16 protein-coding genes are annotated in these 17,579 nt (G+C 68.1%); 8 read left to right on the top strand and 8 right to left on the bottom strand.

Annotated features, from left to right (window positions below; all coding sequences use genetic code 11):
* Nucleotides 1-4 precede the first annotated feature (4 nt).
* Genes ACIBHX_RS38445 through ACIBHX_RS38435 form a run of 3 tightly spaced genes read left to right on the top strand, consistent with a single transcriptional unit; the run spans nucleotide 5 to nucleotide 2,731 of the window.
* Nucleotides 5-1,171, top strand: a complete 1,167-nt coding sequence (locus ACIBHX_RS38445; RefSeq protein WP_397072372.1) for a sensor histidine kinase — start codon at nucleotides 5-7, stop codon at nucleotides 1,169-1,171.
* Complete coding sequence (locus tag ACIBHX_RS38440) at nucleotides 1,168-1,797, top strand: response regulator (protein ID WP_397072371.1); 630 nt, start codon at nucleotides 1,168-1,170, stop codon at nucleotides 1,795-1,797. The genes ACIBHX_RS38445 and ACIBHX_RS38440 overlap by 4 nt, the downstream gene beginning before the upstream one ends.
* A 1-nt stretch (nucleotide 1,798) precedes the next feature.
* Nucleotides 1,799-2,731 carry a phosphotransferase enzyme family protein gene (locus ACIBHX_RS38435; protein ID WP_397072370.1) on the top strand — a complete coding sequence of 311 codons (933 nt, stop codon included), beginning with the start codon at nucleotides 1,799-1,801 and terminating at the stop codon, nucleotides 2,729-2,731.
* Nucleotides 2,732-2,799: 68 nt separating this feature from the next.
* Here the strand turns inward: ACIBHX_RS38435 and ACIBHX_RS38430 are convergent, their stop codons facing one another.
* Nucleotides 2,800-3,429: a DUF998 domain-containing protein gene (locus ACIBHX_RS38430; RefSeq protein WP_397072535.1), complete on the bottom strand. Its 630-nt coding sequence runs from the start codon at nucleotides 3,427-3,429 to the stop codon at nucleotides 2,800-2,802.
* A gap of 259 nt (nucleotides 3,430-3,688) precedes the next feature.
* Here ACIBHX_RS38430 and ACIBHX_RS38425 point away from each other — a divergent pair, with 259 nt between their 5' ends.
* Nucleotides 3,689-4,126: a hypothetical protein gene (locus tag ACIBHX_RS38425; RefSeq protein ID WP_397072369.1), complete on the top strand. Its 438-nt coding sequence runs from the start codon at nucleotides 3,689-3,691 to the stop codon at nucleotides 4,124-4,126.
* On the opposite strand, the gene ACIBHX_RS38420 is transcribed toward ACIBHX_RS38425, so the two are convergent.
* Complete coding sequence (locus ACIBHX_RS38420) at nucleotides 4,114-5,979, bottom strand: DNA/RNA helicase domain-containing protein (protein ID WP_397072368.1); 1,866 nt, start codon at nucleotides 5,977-5,979, stop codon at nucleotides 4,114-4,116. The two genes, ACIBHX_RS38425 and ACIBHX_RS38420, sit on opposite strands and share 13 nt — an antisense overlap.
* Before the next feature lie 372 nt (nucleotides 5,980-6,351).
* Here ACIBHX_RS38420 and ACIBHX_RS38415 point away from each other — a divergent pair, with 372 nt between their 5' ends.
* Nucleotides 6,352-6,582 (top strand): alpha/beta hydrolase, encoded by a 231-nt coding sequence (locus tag ACIBHX_RS38415; RefSeq protein ID WP_397072367.1) that lies wholly within the window; start codon nucleotides 6,352-6,354, stop codon nucleotides 6,580-6,582.
* Between the two features lie 228 nt (nucleotides 6,583-6,810).
* Complete coding sequence (locus tag ACIBHX_RS38410; protein WP_397072366.1) at nucleotides 6,811-7,599, top strand: WD40 repeat domain-containing protein; 789 nt, start codon at nucleotides 6,811-6,813, stop codon at nucleotides 7,597-7,599.
* A gap of 103 nt (nucleotides 7,600-7,702) precedes the next feature.
* Here ACIBHX_RS38410 and ACIBHX_RS38405 read toward each other — a convergent pair whose 3' ends face one another.
* Genes ACIBHX_RS38405 through ACIBHX_RS38390 form a run of 4 tightly spaced genes read right to left on the bottom strand, consistent with a single transcriptional unit; the run spans nucleotide 7,703 to nucleotide 11,666 of the window.
* On the bottom strand, nucleotides 7,703-8,494 hold the full coding sequence (locus ACIBHX_RS38405) for an ABC transporter permease (RefSeq protein ID WP_397072365.1): 792 nt from the start codon (nucleotides 8,492-8,494) through the stop codon (nucleotides 7,703-7,705).
* Nucleotides 8,491-9,363 (bottom strand): ABC transporter permease, encoded by an 873-nt coding sequence (locus tag ACIBHX_RS38400; protein WP_397072364.1) that lies wholly within the window; start codon nucleotides 9,361-9,363, stop codon nucleotides 8,491-8,493. Before ACIBHX_RS38400 ends, ACIBHX_RS38405 begins: the two co-directional genes overlap by 4 nt.
* 7 nt (nucleotides 9,364-9,370) lie before the next feature.
* Nucleotides 9,371-10,579 carry an ABC transporter substrate-binding protein gene (locus ACIBHX_RS38395; RefSeq protein ID WP_397072363.1) on the bottom strand — a complete coding sequence of 403 codons (1,209 nt, stop codon included), beginning with the start codon at nucleotides 10,577-10,579 and terminating at the stop codon, nucleotides 9,371-9,373.
* Nucleotides 10,580-10,616: 37 nt separating this feature from the next.
* Nucleotides 10,617-11,666, bottom strand: a complete 1,050-nt coding sequence (locus tag ACIBHX_RS38390; protein WP_397072362.1) for an ABC transporter ATP-binding protein — start codon at nucleotides 11,664-11,666, stop codon at nucleotides 10,617-10,619.
* A gap of 128 nt (nucleotides 11,667-11,794) precedes the next feature.
* Here ACIBHX_RS38390 and ACIBHX_RS38385 point away from each other — a divergent pair, with 128 nt between their 5' ends.
* Together ACIBHX_RS38385 and ACIBHX_RS38380 are read left to right on the top strand one after the other, a co-directional pair.
* Nucleotides 11,795-12,514, top strand: coding sequence for a FadR/GntR family transcriptional regulator (locus tag ACIBHX_RS38385; RefSeq protein ID WP_397072361.1), 720 nt, complete (start codon nucleotides 11,795-11,797; stop codon nucleotides 12,512-12,514).
* A gap of 4 nt (nucleotides 12,515-12,518) precedes the next feature.
* Entirely contained in the window at nucleotides 12,519-13,247 is a 729-nt protein-coding gene (locus ACIBHX_RS38380; RefSeq protein WP_397072360.1) for a cache domain-containing protein, read from the top strand.
* 24 nt (nucleotides 13,248-13,271) lie between these two features.
* Here the strand turns inward: ACIBHX_RS38380 and ACIBHX_RS38375 are convergent, their stop codons facing one another.
* Together ACIBHX_RS38375 and ACIBHX_RS38370 are read right to left on the bottom strand one after the other, a co-directional pair.
* Nucleotides 13,272-14,318, bottom strand: coding sequence for a magnesium transporter CorA family protein (locus tag ACIBHX_RS38375; RefSeq protein WP_397072359.1), 1,047 nt, complete (start codon nucleotides 14,316-14,318; stop codon nucleotides 13,272-13,274).
* Nucleotides 14,319-14,510: 192 nt separating this feature from the next.
* Nucleotides 14,511-17,576, bottom strand: coding sequence for a DUF3427 domain-containing protein (locus tag ACIBHX_RS38370; protein WP_397072358.1), 3,066 nt, complete (start codon nucleotides 17,574-17,576; stop codon nucleotides 14,511-14,513).
* Between the last annotated feature and the right edge of the window lie 3 nt (nucleotides 17,577-17,579).

Below are 17,579 nucleotides of genomic sequence, written 5' to 3'. Positions count from 1 at the left end.
GGACATGGAGCGGCAGTGGCATCCGGTGTTCGCCAGCGGACCCTACGTGCTGCTGGTGGTCCTGGTCGGCTACACCATGCTCACGAAGTGGTCGGACGGGAGGTCCCTGCTCGTCGACCTGGCCCTGTGCGGCCTGGCGGCGGCCGCGATGGCCCTGGCCCGGCCTCTGCCGGGCTTCTTCTGGGCGCTGCTCGGAATCATGCTCGTCCTGGTGGTCAGGGACCCCTGGTTCGGGTGCCTCACGCCCGCCGGGTTCATCTACGCCTTCCGCGTGCTGCGCTGGCCGTGGCAGCTGGTCGGTGTGGCCGCCGTCGCCGTGATCGCGGGCACCGCGCAGGCCACCATGGTGGACAAGAGCACGCTGTTCGGCCTGCTGTCGTACGTCGGGGTGCTGGCCGCGAACGTGGCCCCGATGTGCCTGTTCGCGTGGTTCGTCCAGCGCGGCGCCACGCTGGACGACGAGCGCGAGCGGACGCTGCTCGAGCTCAGCGAGGCCAACCGCAGGCTCGAGGCCACGCTGGCCGTCAACGCCGACCTGCACGAGCGGCTGCTGGCCCAGGCCAGGGAGGCCGGCGTGCTCGACGAGCGGCACCGGATGGCGCGCGAGATCCACGACACCCTCGCCCAGGGCCTCACCGGGATCATCGCGCAGCTGCAGGCGGCCGAGGATTCCGACTCCTGGCAGCGGCACGTCTCCCAGGCCGTCGCGCTGGCCAGGGAGAGCCTGTCCGAGGCGCGCCGCTCCGTCCACGCGCTGCGGCCCGCGCCGCTGGAGACCGGCCGCCTGGCCGACGCCCTGTCCGGGGTGACCGTCCGCTGGTCGGCCCTGCACGGGTTAGAGGTCACGCTGACCACGACGGGCACGCCGCGGCCGATGCCGCCGGAGGTCGAGGTCGCGCTGCTGCGCACCGCCCAGGAGGCGCTGGCCAACGTGGCCAAGCACGCCCGGGCCGGCCGGGTCGGGGTGACGCTGTCGTACATGGAAGACTCGGTGGCTCTGGACGTGCGTGACGACGGCAGAGGGTTCGATCCGGTGATCGGGTCCTCGGGCTTCGGCCTGATAGCGATGCGCCAGCGGGTCGAGGGCCTGTCGGGCACGCTCCAGATCGAGTCCGAACCCGGTGCGGGCACGGGGATCTCGGCCAGCGTCCCCGCGGAGGCACTGTCATGACCCGGATCAAGCTGCTCATCGTCGACGACCACCCGGTCGTGCGCGACGGGCTTAGCAGCATGCTGGCCCGCGACCCGGAGTTCGAGGTCGTGGGGGAGGCCGGCGACGGCGCCGAGGCCGTCCAGCTCGCCGAGACCCTGCGCCCCGACGTCATCCTCATGGACCTGCGCATGCCCGGCATGGACGGCGTCGGCGCCATCACCGAACTGGCCGCCCGCGGCAACCCCGCCCGCGTCCTCGTCCTGACCACCTACGACACCGACAGCCACGTCGTGCCGGCCATCGAAGCGGGCGCCACCGGCTACCTCCTCAAGGACGCCCCCCGCCCCGACCTCCTACGCGCCGTCCGCTCCGCGGCCCGCGGCGAAGCCGTCCTGTCGCCCGCCGTCGCGGCCCGCCTCATGAACCGGGTCCGTACTCCCGGCACGGGCCCCCTCAGCCAGCGCGAACTGGAGGTCCTCGCACTCGTCGCGGCCGGCCACACCAACCGCGAGGCGGCCACCAAACTCTTCATCACGGAGGCGACGGTCAAGACCCACCTCCTCAACATCTACGCCAAACTCGGCGTCAGCGACCGCGCCGCGGCCGTGGCCGAAGCCTTCACCCGCGGCCTCCTCAGGTCCTGACATGGACCTCGACTTCGTGCGGGAGGCGTACGGCTGGGCCTCGGGTGTCGTGGTGGCCGAGGGGCCGCGGGGGGCGCTGGGGCGGATCTGGCGGGTGGAGATCGGGGCGGCACGGTACGCGCTCAAGGAGATCTTCTTCGAGCCGCCGACCCAGGCCTTGATCGAGGCGGAGCTGGCGTTCGCACGGAGGGCGGCCGGGGCTGGGGTGCGGATGCCGGGTGCCCACCCCGCTCGGGAGGGGCGCTACTTGGTCGAGATGCCCGATGGGACCTGGGCGCGGCTGTACGACTGGGTTGATCTGCGGGCTTCCGGGGCTGAGCCGGAGGACGTCGGGGCGTTGCTGGCGCGGATGCATCGGTGCGCGCCCGCGCTCGGGCGGGAGATCGAGGGTGGGACGCCCGCACGGTGGTATGACCGCGTTCCTGCGGAGCACGAGTGGGCCGAGGCGGCGGAGTCGGGTGCCGAGTGGGCGCCGAGGTTGACCGAGCGGCTGGCCACGTTGCCCGAGTTGTGCGCGGCCGTTACGCCGGTGGATCCCGCTGGGCTGATTCTGTGCCATCGGGATCTGCATCCGGAGAACGTTCAGGCCGATCCGAGCGGTGCGCTGGTGGTGCTGGACTGGGACAACCTCGGCCCCGCCGAGCCCGGCAGGGAGCTGGGGCGGGCGCTGTTCGACTGGTTCGGCGACGATCTGGATGGCATGCGGCGCATGTACCAGGCCTACGTGTGCGAAGGCGGGCCGGGGCGCATCGCCACGCCGGCGGATTTCAGCATGATGCTCGCGTGCCGGTTGAACTTCCTGCTGGTTCAGACGCGCGCCGTACGGGATCCGCAGCACCGCGAGTGGGCGGAGCGGGAGATCGACGAGGCGCTCGACACGCTGCCGACCCCGCGCCGCCTGGCGGAGGTGCTGGTCACGCTGACTCGCGAATGATCAGCCCCGGACTAGCGGATCTTCCTGGGGGAGCGGCTCCGCTTGCCGTCAGCGGGATCCATGGCACCTCACTCAGGCACACGGCGTAGTTGTCGTACTGCCAGCAGGGTGAGCCAGATCCATCCTGTCGTCACCGCGATCCGCTGGAAGAGGCCGCCGTAGGCGACCAGAGACGGGTTCTGGCTGAACGCCAGGGTGGCCAGGACGAACGCGGTCAGGAACACCGCCCCGGTGGCCGCCGAGTAGACGGCCCATCCGGGCTGTCGTATCCGGACGAAGCGTACGGCGAACACGATGCACGCGATGAAGAGCGCGATGAAACCCGGCAGTGAAATGAGATCGTGCAATGCTGCGTGCAGGCTGCTGTACTCCGCTCGCATGGCCACGGTCCCCGGTGGATACCCACTGACCGGGTCGGTGGTGAAGGTGCCTGCGCAGATCAACATGACACCCCAGGCCCCCACCAGGATCGGCCCCAACAGGGTGCCTCTGGCCGTGCCGCCCTCTCTCTTGAGTGCCCGCCGCATCCCGATGGCGAAGGCGACCGTCAGGAGCCCCGCGAGGATGAAGTTCACCGTCTGAGTCCAGCCATACTCTCCGAGCGCAAGAGAGCTGACCGGATGACGCAGCGGGTTGTAGTGGGCGCGCGTGGCGCCCTCGACGAGAAACGCGACGACGAACAACGGTCCTGCGACCATCCCGCAGCGCAGTAACCACTTGCCCTTGGAGTCCGCCCCCGACGCACCGTTCCCAGATGCCGGATTGGGCGGTAGTAGAGTCCGCATGCCTGTCAAGCTAGCCTGACAGAACGATCTGTGTCAATCTAGCCTGACAACGCCGACCAGCTCCTAAGACAAGATCTCGGATCCCTGAGCGACGAGCTGGCGGGCCTCCGAAGACACATGAAGGAGGCGATGGATTGTCGCATTACGCACTGAGTGAGAGGATTGGTGTGAGATGGCGACGGATGTCACAGTGATTCTGAGTGATCAACCGGGTGAGCTCGCCCGGCTAGGGGAGGCTACGGGTCATTTCGGGGTGAACATCCAAGGGTTCGCGGCTTTCACGGGCGATGGAAAAGGCGTCATCCACGTGCTCGTCGACGACGCGAGCGTGGGCAGGTGCAGGCAGGCTCTCGAGGCCGCCGGGATGGGGATCGCCGATGAGCGGCCCGTGCTGGTGGTGGATGTCGAGGACCGGCCGGGGACACTCGGCGAGCTGGCCCGTCAACTCTCCGAAGCGAACGTCAACATCGAACTCGCCTACACCACGTTCGGCGGTGTGAAGATCGTCATCGCCACCGACGACATGGACAACGCGCTGTCGGCCCTCGATTGGCCCGTCTCAGGTCACGAGGACTCCGTGCCGCCCAGCATCTGGGATCAGCCCGCCTGATCAGATCGCACGAGCTCGGCGAGGAAGGCTCGGAGCTCGGGATTCACGGCGTAGATCACGGTTCCGCGCATGCCACGGGTGAGCAGGACCTTGTAGACGTTGCGGACCAGCTGGTCGAAATCATCATCAGGAACGCTCTTCCGGCTCTTGAAAGCCGGGTCCTTGTTCTCCTCGCGAACCGTGACCAACCGCCCGTCACGGACGGTCAGGTCAGGGCCCAGGATGACGCCGTTCCAGTCGTACTCGAAGCCCTGGGCCGTGTAGATGCAGCCCACCTGGCCGAAGCCGTTCGGCTCGCTGGCCCAGAGCATGCTCGGCGGGTAGTCACCGACGGCACGGTCCTTCTTGACGTTCCACGGCCGGGCCCAGTCGCCGATGACGACGTCGTTGACCAGGGTGTCGTCGGCCCGCGGGTCGCTCCAAGGCCAGCAGAAGCCCGCGGTCATGCGCGCAGTCCCGTCCTGCGCACGCAGGAAGGCCTCGAGCTCGTACGGCGAGCCGGCGAGCCGTACCTCGAAGTCCCCCTCCCAAGACATGGGCCCGCCCTCGGCCAAGCCCAGCAGGCGGATGACCCACTGCTCGTACATGCGGCTGCCGCCGCAACGGAATTGCTCGTCGAGGGAGACGAACCGGACGTCGTACCCCTTCGTCCGGGCGTAGCGTTCGATGCTCGCCACGGTGCCGAGTTCGCCCGGCCGTACCACCTGGTGTTCGTCCAGGAGGAAGACCGGCACGCGGGCCGCGGACAGCAGCTCGTCGAGCTGGCTGCGGCCGTTGCGCCTGGCGGCGGGGGTGAAGCGGTTGGTGGAGGTTTCGCGGATGCGGTGGGCTTCGTCGCAGATCAGCACGTCGAGGCCGTTCTGCTCGGCGTCGGTGAAACTGTTGAAGTACCGGAAGAGGTTCTTGATCCGAGTGCTGCCCCGGCCGGGGTAGCGGCGCATGGTCTGGGTGAACGATTGCGAGCCGGTGGCGTGCAGCGCCGTACGGCCCTGCCTGTAGAGCTCGCCGAGCAGGGACAGCGCGATGACGCTCTTGCCGCTGCCCGGGCCGCCGGTGACGATGACGATCTGCTTGGAGTCCGCGCGGCGTGCCCGGTCGACGGCGCCCATGACCAGCTCGTAGGCGACCTGCTGGTCGTCGAGCAGGGTGAACTGCTCGCGCTCGCGGATCTCCCTGGAGGCGTAGGTCATGAGCTGCTTGCTCGGCGCGACCAGGCTGCGCAGCAGGCGATCGGCCGCGTCGGCCCCCGGCTTGTCGGACAGCCGCTCGGTCAGGTAACGGAGGAACTCGCCGCGCCGCTGCTTGGTGAACAGGCGGCTGTGCTCGTCCCTGACCTGCTCGGCCAGGCCGTCGACGTCCAGGTCCATGGCGTTGTGCAGGTACGCCGCGCCGTACACGCTGTCGGCCCTGCCGTTGAAGATCCCGAGGAAGTCGCGCATGTACTCGCAGTAGCGGCGCACCTGCTCGGCAGGGTGCAGCCGCTCGCCGCCCGGCATGCCGTCGACGATGACCAGGTGCTCGCCCAGTTCGGAGGGCTCGGCGCGGCTCCACTGTTTGAGCTCGACCACGACGTAGGAGTCCTGGCCCGTGCGCGGATGCACGCCAGCCAGGACGACGTCGGCCCGCTTGCTGGTCAGGGGGAGCTTGTACTCCACGAGCATCTCGACCCTGTGCAGCCCCGCGTCGGCCAGATCGCGGGCGAGGGCCGGCAGGCTGCGCTGCCAGGACCTGATCTCCGGGGGAGAGGGGCGGCGGCCGGTGGTGGCGCGCACGTGCTCGGCGATCACCTCCGCCAGGGCGGCCTCGTTGGGAGACGCGAGCAGGTTCTCGACAGACAGCCGCAGCGCCGTCACAGACTTCCCCCAGGCAGCACGAGATAGCTCGTGCGGGTGGGGGCGTATCCGCTGGACAGCGCGGAAGCCCGTCGGGCCGCATCACATGGTCATCAAAAGGTTAGTCATGGCGCTTTGCTCGGGGAAGGTGATCGCCGGGACCGGGTCGTTTTGCCAGATTTCTCAACATTGCTCCGGCTCACCAGCGATGATCAAGATCGGCCGCCTGTCACGGGAGCGAGGCGGCTGACCTCATGATGATTCGAGCAATGTGCGAAGGAGATTGTCTCTGCTCGCCGCTGCCTTCGTGGTGGTAGCGGGCTTGCTGCCCGTCTCGACGGCCAGCGCGGAAGGCCTCGTGTGGGCGCCCTGTGAGGAGGAGCCGAGCGCCGAGTGCGCGATGAGGGCTGGGGGCACCGCATCTACGGCAAGGACGAGTGCAGCACCAAGCACTTCGACGACTACCTGATCTCGCTCACAGTCCCTGCCCCCGGCACCCGCTGCTCCGTCGGCGGACCGGAGGCCACGCTCAAGAAGCTGCAGCCGCAGCCGTGGCCGTCAAGCCAGCTCCACTGGGCCGCCATGCCCGGCGTCCGTTATGGGATCGCGATCAACCTTGGGTGAGGATGAGTGGTCCAACCCCGTGTGAAGATCCTTTGCGGGGCGCTCGCTGTCCTGTCGGCCCTCGTGGCCGTTCCTGGTACTGCTCGCGGGGACGTTCCCGCGAGCGGGACGTCCGCCCCGATCCGGTACGCCGCCATTTCCGACTGTGCCAAGGACCCGCGCAACGCTGAGTACTGTGGCCCCTGGTGGTACCGGACGACCGACGGTAAGCGCCACCGGCTCAACGGGGTGGCAGACACGTCGCAGCCGGTCGCGGTCAGCGGGGACGGCCGTCGCTTGGCCTATATCAGGGCCAAGGGCGCCCGGCTTGTCATTCGCGACCTCGACGGCCGGACGCGGGTCTCGCGGGCCAAGGCGTGGCCGTCGACGACGGAGCTCGATGTCACCCGGGTGACGATGTCGTATGACGGCTCGCTTGTGGCGGTGGACTGTTGCTGGGCCGGCTACACCGAGCATCCGGCGCGGGTGTACGACGCCAAGACCGGTGCTCTGCTGGGCAAGGTGGCGGGGGTGACGGTGCATGACGACGCGCTGAGCTTCAGCGGCGACGGCGATCAGATCCTGGTCCGTACGGATGACGACAAGGGTGGCACGTTCAGTGTCCACGATCTGAACGGCAGGCGGACCGCCCGCGTGGTGCCGCCGCGCCTCATCAGGCGCAACGGGGCCGACGCGGCGCTGAATGCCGACGGGCGCACCGTGGCCGTCTACATCGCCGGGCGCACACCCAAGATCGCCCTGTACGACCTGGAATCTGGGCGGATCACCGCGACGTTCCCCGTACCGGCGTCGGGACAGAAGCTGGAGCGGGATCCTGCCGACGACAGGATCGCGGAGGTCGACACGGACGTCCGGCTCGACTGGACGGGCGAGTCCACCCTGCGGATGGTCAGGAAGGTCGGGTTCAAGCTGGTGCGGGTGAAGGTCTACGACATCGACGTCGCCACCGGATCGGTGGACCTTCAGCGTGCCTACGCCATCGCCGGAACCACTGATGAGGCGGTCAGCGGCCAGTGACGCCGGGACGATCCTTCAGACCGATTTCTCGGACAGGCGCCACCGCCGGTCGATGTCGTTTCGATACCGTGAATCGACTCCTGAGGAAGTGAACCAGGAGGCTTCAGTGCCGTTCGCCCGACAGTCGCTGGGCCAGATAGATCGGGACCACGGACAGCAGGATCAGGGCCGCCGCGACCACGTTGACCACCGGGGCCTGGTTGGGGCGGAAGAGGTTCTCGAAGATCCAGATGGGCAGGGTCCTGACCCCGGCGCCCGCGGTGAACGTCGTCACGATGATCTCGTCGAAGGACAGCGCGAACGCCAGCAGGCCGCCGGCGAGCAGCGCGGAGCGCATCATCGGGAACGTCACCAGCCGGAACGTGGCGAACGTGTCCGCCCCCAGGTCGGCTGAGGCCTCCTCGATGTTCATCCCCATCCGCCGCAGCCGGGCGAGCACGTTGTTGTAGACGGTCACCACACAGAATGTGGCGTGGCCCACGATCACGGTGAACAGCCCGAGCGGCAGGCCGAGCACGGAGTGGAAGGTGTTGCTGAGCGCGATGCCGGTGACGATGCCCGGCAGCGCGATCGGCAGCACGATCAGCAGGGAGACCTTGTCCCTGCCGAAGAACCGGTAGCGCTGCACGGCGAAGGCCGCCATCGTCCCGAGCAGCAGTGCGATGGCGGTCGCGCCGAGCCCGGCCTGCACCGAGATCCACAGCGCGTCACGCACCCCCGAGGAGCTCCACGCCGCACTCCACCAGCGGAAGGTGAAGCTCGGCGGCGGCCATCCGAAGGTCCTGTCGGAGTTGAACGAGTTGAGCACCACGATGGCCAGGGGCAGATAGATGACGCCGAGGCCCCCTGCCAGCGCCGCCCACAGCATGGCGCGCGCCGTACGTGACAGGTTCACAGATTCTCCAGAGCTCCTGTACGGCGGACCGCCGCCAGGTAGACCAGCATGATCACGACCGGCACGGTCGCGACGGCGGCGGCGAAGGGCAGGTTGTTGGCGGCGCCGATGTTGTCGTAGACGACGTTGCCGATGAGCTGGGACTTGCCCCCGACGATCTTCACGGTGATGTAGTCGCCGAGCGACAGCGAGAACGTGAAGATCGACCCGGCCACGACAGCAGGGAAGCTGAGCGGCCAGACGACCGTCCGGAACGTCCGCCAGCCGCGCGCGCCGAGGTCGCCGGCGGCGTCGAGCAGCGAGTTCGGCAGCCGCTCGAGGCCCGCGTAGATCGGCAGGATCATGTACGGCAGCCACAGGTAGGACAGCGTGGCGATGGTCGCCGTCAGGCCGTATCCCCAGCCCAGGATGCCGTCCGACGACAGCATCACCCGCCAGGCGTACGCCTTGACCAGGTAGGACGCCCACAGCGGGGTGAGCACCATAATGACCAGCCAGCGCTGGGCCCTGGGCGAGGCGAGCTTGGCCATCGCGAACGCCATCGGGAAGGCGACGACCAGGTCGATGAGGGTCACCGCGACCGCCACGCCGAGGGAGCGCAGCGTGATCGTCCGGTAGACCTCGCTGGTGACCAGGTCCTGGAAGTTGGCCCAGGTGAAGGTCCTGACGAGGTCGCCGGTGAAGGTGTCCGTCGACCAGAACGCGGTCACGAAGAGCGCCGCCAGCGCCCCCAGGTAGGCCAGCCCCAGCCAGGTCAGCGGCGCGGACAGCAGCAGGGAGAGCCGTACGCCCGCCCGCCGGTGGAGGAGCGCCGCCAGCCGGTGCCGGGGACCGGTGCGGCTGACGGCGGCAACCGAAGTCGTCGTCATGCGGGGATCAGCCCTTGATCTCGGTCCAGGCGCGGGTCCATTCCGAGTAGTCCGTGCACTTCACGTCGGTGCGGCCGTCGAGGCACTGGGCGATCGGGGTGGTCCAGAAGCGGACCTTCGAGAAGTAGCTCTCATCCGTGGCGTGGAAGGTGTCGCAGAAGGTCTTGTCCGCGGTCTTCTCGCACGCCTTGGCGTTGGCCGGGGCCTCGCCGAACCACTCGGCCACCTGGGCGTTCGCCGAGGGCGAGATGATCCAGTCGAACCACTTGTAGGCGCAGTTCGGGTGCTTCGCCTTGGCCGCCACCATCCACGTGTCCGACCAGCCGGTCGAGCCCTCCTTCGGCAGGGTCGCCTCGACCGGGGCCTTCTCCGACTGGGCCAGGTTGGCGATGACCTGCCAGGTGGTGCCGAGCACTGTGTCGCCGCTCTTGAAGGACTGGATCTCCTTGGTGTAGTCGGACCAGTACTCCCCGATGAGCTGCTTCTGCTGCTTCAGCAGGTCGACGGCCGCCTGGAACTGCTTGGCGTCCAGCGCATACGGGTTCTTGATGCCGAGCTCCGGCTTGGCCGACATCAGGTAGACGGCCGCGTCCGCGATGTAGATCGGCGAGTCGTACGCCGTCACCTTCCCCTTGTACGGCGAGGCCGGGTCGAAGACCGCCCCCCACGAGTCGGGGGCCTGGTTCACCTTGTCGGTCCGCCACATCAGCAGGTTCGCGCCCCGGCCGTGCGGCACGCCGTACGCGACGCCGTTGACCGAGTTCCACGGCTTGAGCTTGAGGCCGTCGAACACGTCCTTGTAGTTCGGGACGAGGTCGGTGTTGACCGGCGCGACCGTGCCGGAGGCGATCAGCCGCAGGGAGGCGTCGCCTGAGGCCGACACGGCGTCATACTCGCCGGTCTTCATCAGGTTGACCATCTCGTCCGAAGTGCCGGCGGTCTTGGTGTTGACCTTGCACCCGGTCGCCCTCTCGAAGGGGTGCACCCAGTCGACCTTGGGGTCGTTGGAGCCGTCCTCGGCGTAGCCGGCCCAGGCGACCAGGTTGACCTGGCCCTCGCCGGCGCCGAGGGACTTCAGCGCGTCCAGCTTGGGCGGGGTGAAACCGCTCTGGCCGGGTGCCTTGGCCGTGCCGGTCGTGGTGCCGCCGCCGCAGGCGGTGGCGAACGCCAGCGCCGCCGTGGCGACCAGGGCGCGCTTGACGAGAGTGGACCGCATGCTGTCTCTCTTTCTCACGTACATGCTTCGGGGGGTTTCAGCCGGCGATCGCGAACTCGTGGCGGCGGTGCCAGACCAGCCGCACCCGGCTGCCGCGCATGGCCATCACGTCCATGGAGGAGACCTCCAGGTTCTGCTGGAGGGCGATGAGCCGGCCGCCGGCGTCGAGGTCGACGACGAACCGGGTGGCGGGGCCCGCGTACACGACCTCGGAGACGGTGCCCGCGGCGCTGTGCTCGTCGGGCGCGAGCTCGGCACCCGCGTCGCTGCCGGCGACGACCACCCTGAGCTTCTCCGGCCGGACGCTGAACGTGCCGTCCTTGCCGAGCACGACCTGCGCGGCCGGCCCGGAGATGAGGTTGGAGGTGCCGACGAAGGAGGCCACGAACGCCGTCGCGGGCCGTTCGTAGATCTCGGAGGGGGTGCCGACCTGCTCGATCCTGCCCTCGTTGAACACCGCGACCCGGTCGCTCATGGTGAGCGCCTCTTCCTGGTCATGGGTGACGAACAGGAAGGTGATGCCGACCTCGCGCTGGATCGCCTTCAGCTCGACCTGCATCTCCTCGCGCAGTTTGAGGTCGAGCGCGCCGAGCGGCTCGTCGAGCAGCAGTACGCGCGGCCGGTTGACCAGGGCACGGGCGAGCGCGACCCGCTGGCGCTGGCCGCCGGAGAGCTGGGCCGGGCGGCGCTTGCCGAAGCCTTCCAGCCGGACGGACTTCAACGCGTCCGTCGCCCGCTCACGCCGCTCGTCCTTGGACACCCTCTTCACCCGCAGGCCGTACTCGACGTTCTCCTGCACGGACATGTGCGGGAACAGGGCGTAGTCCTGGAAGACCGTGTTGACGTCCCGCTCGAACGGCGCGAGCCGGGTGACGTTCCGCCCGCCGAGCTCGACGACGCCGTCGCTGGGTGACTCGAAACCCGCGATCATCCGGAGCACGGTGGTCTTGCCGGAGCCTGACGGCCCGAGCATGGCGAAGAACTCACCGTCGGCGATGTCGAGGTCCACCCCGGTCACCGCGTGCACGTTTCCGAAGCTCTTCTTGAGCCCGCGCAGGCGGACGGCGAGATCTCCTTGGTCTGGCATGGCGGAAAACATATGAGGTTAAATGTTTTTTGTAAAGGTTAGATCCGGTATCACTGTGTAGAGCGGACCGAGGTGACCCGAGAAGCGGGGGGCAGCATGATCGAGGTGGTCGCGCGGGGGGAGTGGCCGTGAACGTCGCGCGCCTCGCCGTCTTCGCGCCGGTCGACAGCACCGCAAGGGTGGACGCGGTGGTGCGGCGCCTGGCCGACGCCATCGCACTCGGCGTTCTGTCCGACGGCGAGCAACTCCCCAGCGAGAGCGAGCTGGCTGGGCAGCTCGGCGTCTCGACCGTGACGTTGCGCGAGGCGCTCATGGCCCTGCGCCAGCAGGGACTCGTCGAGACCAGGCGCGGCCGCGCCGGGGGCAGCTTCGTGCGGGTCCCCGCCGAGCTCGACGTCACCGTGAGACTGCGCTCCTTCGCCGTTGACGAGCTGCGCGACCTGGGGGACCACTACGCCGCGATAGCCGGGGCGGCGGCGCGGCTCGCGGCCCAGCGGTCACTGCCCTCCGACATCGCGCCGCTGCGGCGCTCGCTCGACGAGATGGCCGCGGTGGAGTCGAGCGCGCAGCTGCGGCGGCTGGACGGGCGCTTCCACATCGAGGTCGCGGCGGCCTCGCAGTCCGCCAGGCTCACTCAGGAGGAGATCCGGTTACAGGCTGACATCGGACCCTTGCTGTGGCTTTCGCACGACGACCTCGGCGGGCAGTATGGGATAGCCGCGCAGCACCGCGCCATCGCCGAGGCGATCGAGCAGGGCGACGGCGACCTGGCCAGAGCCCTCGCCGAGCGGCATGTCCTCGACGCTATAGACCACCTCATAGAGCTTCGGCTGGGGCTCCAGGAGTAAGGCGATGATCACCAGAACGGAAACGCAGCCGCCCGCGGCCGGACAGGATCTCGTCGGCGAGGCGGTCACGCGCGTGCGCGACACCGCGGAGGAGGTCTTCGCCGTGCTCCGCGAGGTCCGCTGTGCCACCCTCGCCCAGGCGCACGCCGTCCGGCAGAGCGGGCGTGACCTGCGCAGGTCGGATCTGGCCGCGCTACGCCCGCTGCTGACCAGCCGCCTCGGCGTGCTCATCGTCGGGATCGGTTTCATCGCCGCCCCTGGCCTGCTGTCCGACGCCCCCTGGTATCTGGAGTGGTGGCAGGAGAACTCGTCAGGAGCGCCGGCGCAGCTCCTGCGCGACCTCGACCCGTCGAGCAGTGCGTTCTACGACTACACCCACTGGGATTGGTACACCGGTCCTCAGTCGGGCGCGGAGCGCACCATCTGCGGGCCGTACGTCGACTACCTGTGCACCGACGAGTACAGCCTCACCTTCTCCGTCCCGGTGACGCTCGACGGGGTGTTCCTCGGGGTGGCTGCTGCCGACGTGTTCGTACGCCGGTTCGGCGCCTCCGTGGTGCCCGTGCTGCGGGGGATCCCCGGCCAGGCCTTCCTGATCAACGGCCAGGGGCGGGTCGTCGCGTCCAACACGGCCCGCTGGATCGCCGGATCGGTCTACCGCGAAGCGGACGGCTTCGCCGTACGACCGCTGGCGGACCTGCCCCTCTCCCTCGTGACAGCGACCGAATCCTGAGCTCCTACTGACCAGGCTCGGCACTCACAGCCACCCACGTCGTTTGAACACCCAGTAGAGCACCGTGGACGCGAGCAACATGAAGAAGACCGCCATCGGATAACCGAAAGCCAGCCGCAACTCCGGCATGTGCGTGAAGTTCATGCCGTAGACGGACGCGATGAATGTGGGGGCGAAGAAAATGGCCGCCCACGCGGATATCTTCTTCACGTCCTCGTTCTGCGAGTAGCTGGCCTCCGTGAGGCGTTTGACCTCCGCGTTCTGCGCCTGGCCCACCAGTGCGGCCTTGATGGTGAGAACGGTCTGATAGAACTCGATGACCCCCTGGAGATACTCTCGTTCGCCGTCCGCCACGGCGCGGATCCGATCGAACTGGTCCGCGATGTCGACCACCAGCCGCTGCCCTTCGGGCGAGATACGGGTGAGGTTGGTCATCCTCCCGTAGATGGCGCCGCTGAGCGCGCCCATGGTGCGCACAGAAAGCAGCCCGTGACGGGTGCGGAACAACTCGTTGAGGAACTCCTCCGGGTCTCCGACTTCTCCGCCCGTGACCCGTTGCTCCAGGTTCCACACGTCGATGGTCGCCGTCTCCACGTACGCCTCCTGGTTACGGATGAGCGCGGAGACGATCGCGTACGACAGTTCGAACGGCGTGGTCGGCCGCAGCCGGCCCGCCTGGATCCTGGTGAGCACCGCGTCGGTGTCACGCAGGGTGCACTCCTGCTTGACCGCCGGATTGACCGGCCCGTGTACGGTCACCAGATAGTGCTTGCCGACGAACTGGTCGAGCTCGACGAAGTGCACGTGGCCCCGCTGCCCTCGTTCGGGGGCGTGCAGGACGATGAACACGTGATCCAGGTAGGCGTGCACCTTGGGCACGCGGTTGCGCTGGACGCAGTCCTTGATCGCTATCGGATGGAAACCGAACACGTCCGACAGCACCTGCGCGGCGTCCCTGTCGCAGCTGGGGATGTCCACCCAGACCAGGCAGTCCTCACGCTTGAGCAGCGTCGGCAGTTCTTCGACGGAGTGTTCTTCGACGCCCGTACTGTCGATCAGACGAATGTCCATCCGACTCGCCTCCCCAAGGGTGCCCCCTCCCTCCGAGTATCCGCCCAGGAGCCCCGCCAACGCTCTCCTGCGGTTCGGAACGGCGGGCCGTGATCCCGGCCACGAGGATGGTCGGCCCGCCCCACCTCGACTCTCGGCGAGCAGCGGAAACGCGCCTCAGGAAGGCCTCCCATGGCCAACTTTGCTGTCGGCTCAGCCCGCAGTGACCTTGGCGTAGTGGAACACCTCGGGCGGTAGCGGGTGGTCCAGGCGCCAAACGAACCTGATCGGTCGTTCACCATCGTGGCTCGCATATCGCATGGGACCTGCATAGGTGTACGGCGGAGCCCCCAGCCCTTCGTCTCGCTTGGACTGTCGGATCAGCAAATGAACCGTTGACGCACCCGTCAGGTAGCGGCGAGCGGTAGCGGTAGAGGAGCGCAGGGTGCTCTGCGACTCCCATTGGAACAGCTCTTCACTGATCGCCCGATCATGGTAGAGCGTGGAGGGAGAGTAGTGGTCCTCGGACTTGTCGATGGTGACGAAGAACAGGTCCGCCCGGTGCTCCTCCACGTACTTGACCCCTTCCCGCATATGCGCGGGCTTGTCGATGCCGAAAGCGGCCAGCACCTCGTTCTTGCTGTATCGCGCATGGACATGCAACGGCACGACAGGATCCAGAGGCGGGGCCACGTGACGGATTCCCGAGCGCAGGATGTCCGCCAACTCCTCAAGCTCTGCGGCGCGAGCACCCGTGAGCCGCGCGAGCCGGGTTTCCATCCCAGAGATAGGCTCGCTGCCACCCCACAACATCGCATCCAGCATGGCCATGAGGCGCAGTTCGCGCGGGGACTGCGGAGTTCGGCCGGCCAGCACCTCGGTCAAGAAGGCGAGACGCTCGACGTCGTCAATATGCAGCATTCTGCCGAAAGCTCGCCCGAGCCCTTCGTCAGGGGATGCGGCTTCTAGACCCGCGGTATGCCGCAGGGAGGCCCAGCCCTGACGGCGCCGGTAGAGATCCTCCACGTCCAGCCCTGTCTCCTGCAGGAACTTGGGCATACTGACGTCCCCGAGGTCGCGGAGCTCGCGCGCCAGATCCCGCCAGTTCAGGCCGAGCGCTTGCCGTACGTTCTCGAGGACCAGTCGGCGCACATCACGGTCCAGGTCGATCACGCAGCCAGCGGGCAGGGTCGGGAACCCCTGCTCGATCTCTCGTGCGATGCCGGTACGGCTGGCGCCGGTGAGCGCGCGATAGCGCCGGTCGAAGCGGAATTGCTTGTGCTGATGGCCGACGAAGTCGAGCACGGTCAGGCACGGCTTGTCGTCGGCCAGTCGCAGGCCACGCCCGAGCTGCTGCAGGAAGACGGTGGCGCTGTCGGTGGGGCGCAGGAAGAGCACGGTGTCGATCTCCGGAACGTCGACTCCCTCATTGAAGAGGTCGACGGTGAACACCGCGTTGATCTGCCGGTCTCGCAGGTCTTTTAGCGCCTGGGAACGTTCGCCCGCCGGACTATGCGCGGTGACAGCCACCGAGGGAAGCCCGGCTCGGGTGAAGCGGTCGGCCATGAACCGGGCGTGGTCGATGCTCACGCAGAAGCCGATGGCCCGCATCCGCCCCACATCGCCGATCTTGCGCTGCAACGTCTCCAACACCACGGCGACGCGGCGGTCGTTGCCCGTGTAGACGTTTGAGAGCTGGCCCGTGTCATAGCCCTGGCCCCTGCGCCAGCCGACCTGGCGCAGGTCAGTGCCGTCGTGGACGCCGAAATACTGGAACGGGGCCAGGAGCCCACGCTCCAGTGCTTCCCACAAGCGCAGCTCGGCAGCGATCCGGCCGTCGAACCAGTGCTTGATGTCCTGACCGTCGGCGCGTTCCGGCGTCGCGGTCAGCCCCAGGAGCACCTTCGGCCGTACCGCCGACAGCAGGCGCCGGTAGGTCGAAGCCTCGGCATGGTGGAACTCGTCCACGATCACCATGTCGAACCTGTCCGGCTCCGGCAGAGGGTTGGCGTGCAACGACTGGATAGAGGCGAACACGTGCCGCCATTGCTCGGGGCGAGCGCCGTCAACGTACAGCTCGCCGAAAGTCTCATCCCGCATCACCTGCCGGAAGGTGAGCAGGCTCTGCCGCAGGATCTCCGCACGGTGGGCGACGAACAACAGCGAATCCGCCTGCCCGGCCGCACGCAGACGCCGGTAGTCCAGCGCGGCGACCACGGTCTTGCCGGTGCCCGTGGCCATGACGACCAGGTTGCGCCACCGATCGTGAATCTGCCGTTCGGCGTCGAGCTCGTCGAGGATCTCACGCTGGTAGGAGTAGGGCAGGACGTCGATGTGCGCGAAATCGAGCACGACCGCCCGGCCGCCGGCCCGCTCGGCGGACAGGGCACGGTCGAGCCGCTCGGCATCCTGCGCCGGATCGTAGGGCTCGAAGGACGGATCGCCCCAGTAGTCGTCAAACGTAGCGGTGAACGTGTCGATCAGGTGGGGCTGCTCGGCCTGAGCGAGCCGTACGTTCCACTCCAGTCCATGGCTTAGGGCGGTTTGCGACAGGTTGGAGGAGCCCACATAGGCGGTGGACAAGCCGCTGGCCCGATGGAACAGCCAGGCCTTCGCATGCAGTCTCGTCATCCGGGTGTCATAGGAGACGCGAATCTCGGCGCCCATGGCCGCCAGCCGGTCCAGCGCGAGGCGGTCGGTGGCGCCGATGTACGTGGTGGTCACCACCCTCAGCCGGCCGCCACGCGCCAGAAATTCCTCGATCGCCTCCGCCAGTACCCGTACGCCGTTCCACTTCACGAACGCGCAGAGCAGGTCCACGTGATCGGCGGAGGCGAGCTCGCGTTTGAGCTCGTGGCCGATCTCCGGCTGCCCCCTGCCGTTGACCAGCAACGCGCTACTGGCGAGAGGGATCACCGGACGCGCGGGAAACCGTACCTGTCCGGCCGCGTCCCGGCTTCTGGCGACGCCCAGCAGTTCCTCGGCGGCCTCCACGAGTTCCTCGGGCGAGGCGGCCTCGGGCACCAGGTCGCCGATGAGGTCGGCGATTCGGTTGACGATCTCTACCTGCCGCGCCAGCCGTACGGCATCGCTGTCACCCCGGACGGAACGCAGCGCACGGCGGGTGAGCGCGGCAAGATGCCGCGCCAGGGTCTCGTGCGAGTCGGCGATGTCCAGTGACCGCCGGTCGATCAGCTTGCGATCGGATACCGCTTGCAGGAGGGCGTCCACTTCACGGGTGATCAGATGTTGGTAAACGCCCGGCTGAAGATCGCTCACTTC

Origin of the sequence: Nonomuraea sp. NPDC050536 (assembly GCF_044457685.1) — a bacterium.
In the GTDB taxonomy this organism is placed as follows: domain Bacteria; phylum Actinomycetota; class Actinomycetes; order Streptosporangiales; family Streptosporangiaceae; genus Nonomuraea.
This window is presented reverse-complemented; position numbering and strand designations above follow the sequence as displayed.

Excerpts from the sequence above, each read along its gene's own strand:
- ACIBHX_RS38445 (WP_397072372.1), top strand. The coding sequence starts at position 5 with ATGGAGCGGCAGTGGCATCCGGTGTTCGCCAGCGGACCCTACGTGCTG.
- ACIBHX_RS38440 (WP_397072371.1), top strand. The coding sequence starts at position 1,168 with ATGACCCGGATCAAGCTGCTCATCGTCGACGACCACCCGGTCGTGCGC.
- ACIBHX_RS38435 (WP_397072370.1), top strand. The coding sequence starts at position 1,799 with ATGGACCTCGACTTCGTGCGGGAGGCGTACGGCTGGGCCTCGGGTGTC.
- ACIBHX_RS38430 (WP_397072535.1), bottom strand. The coding sequence starts at position 3,429 with ATGGTCGCAGGACCGTTGTTCGTCGTCGCGTTTCTCGTCGAGGGCGCC.
- ACIBHX_RS38425 (WP_397072369.1), top strand. The coding sequence starts at position 3,689 with ATGGCGACGGATGTCACAGTGATTCTGAGTGATCAACCGGGTGAGCTC.
- ACIBHX_RS38400 (WP_397072364.1), bottom strand. The coding sequence starts at position 9,363 with ATGACGACGACTTCGGTTGCCGCCGTCAGCCGCACCGGTCCCCGGCAC.
- ACIBHX_RS38395 (WP_397072363.1), bottom strand. The coding sequence starts at position 10,579 with ATGCGGTCCACTCTCGTCAAGCGCGCCCTGGTCGCCACGGCGGCGCTG.
- ACIBHX_RS38390 (WP_397072362.1), bottom strand. The coding sequence starts at position 11,666 with ATGCCAGACCAAGGAGATCTCGCCGTCCGCCTGCGCGGGCTCAAGAAG.
- ACIBHX_RS38380 (WP_397072360.1), top strand. The coding sequence starts at position 12,519 with ATGATCACCAGAACGGAAACGCAGCCGCCCGCGGCCGGACAGGATCTC.
- ACIBHX_RS38375 (WP_397072359.1), bottom strand. The coding sequence starts at position 14,318 with ATGGACATTCGTCTGATCGACAGTACGGGCGTCGAAGAACACTCCGTC.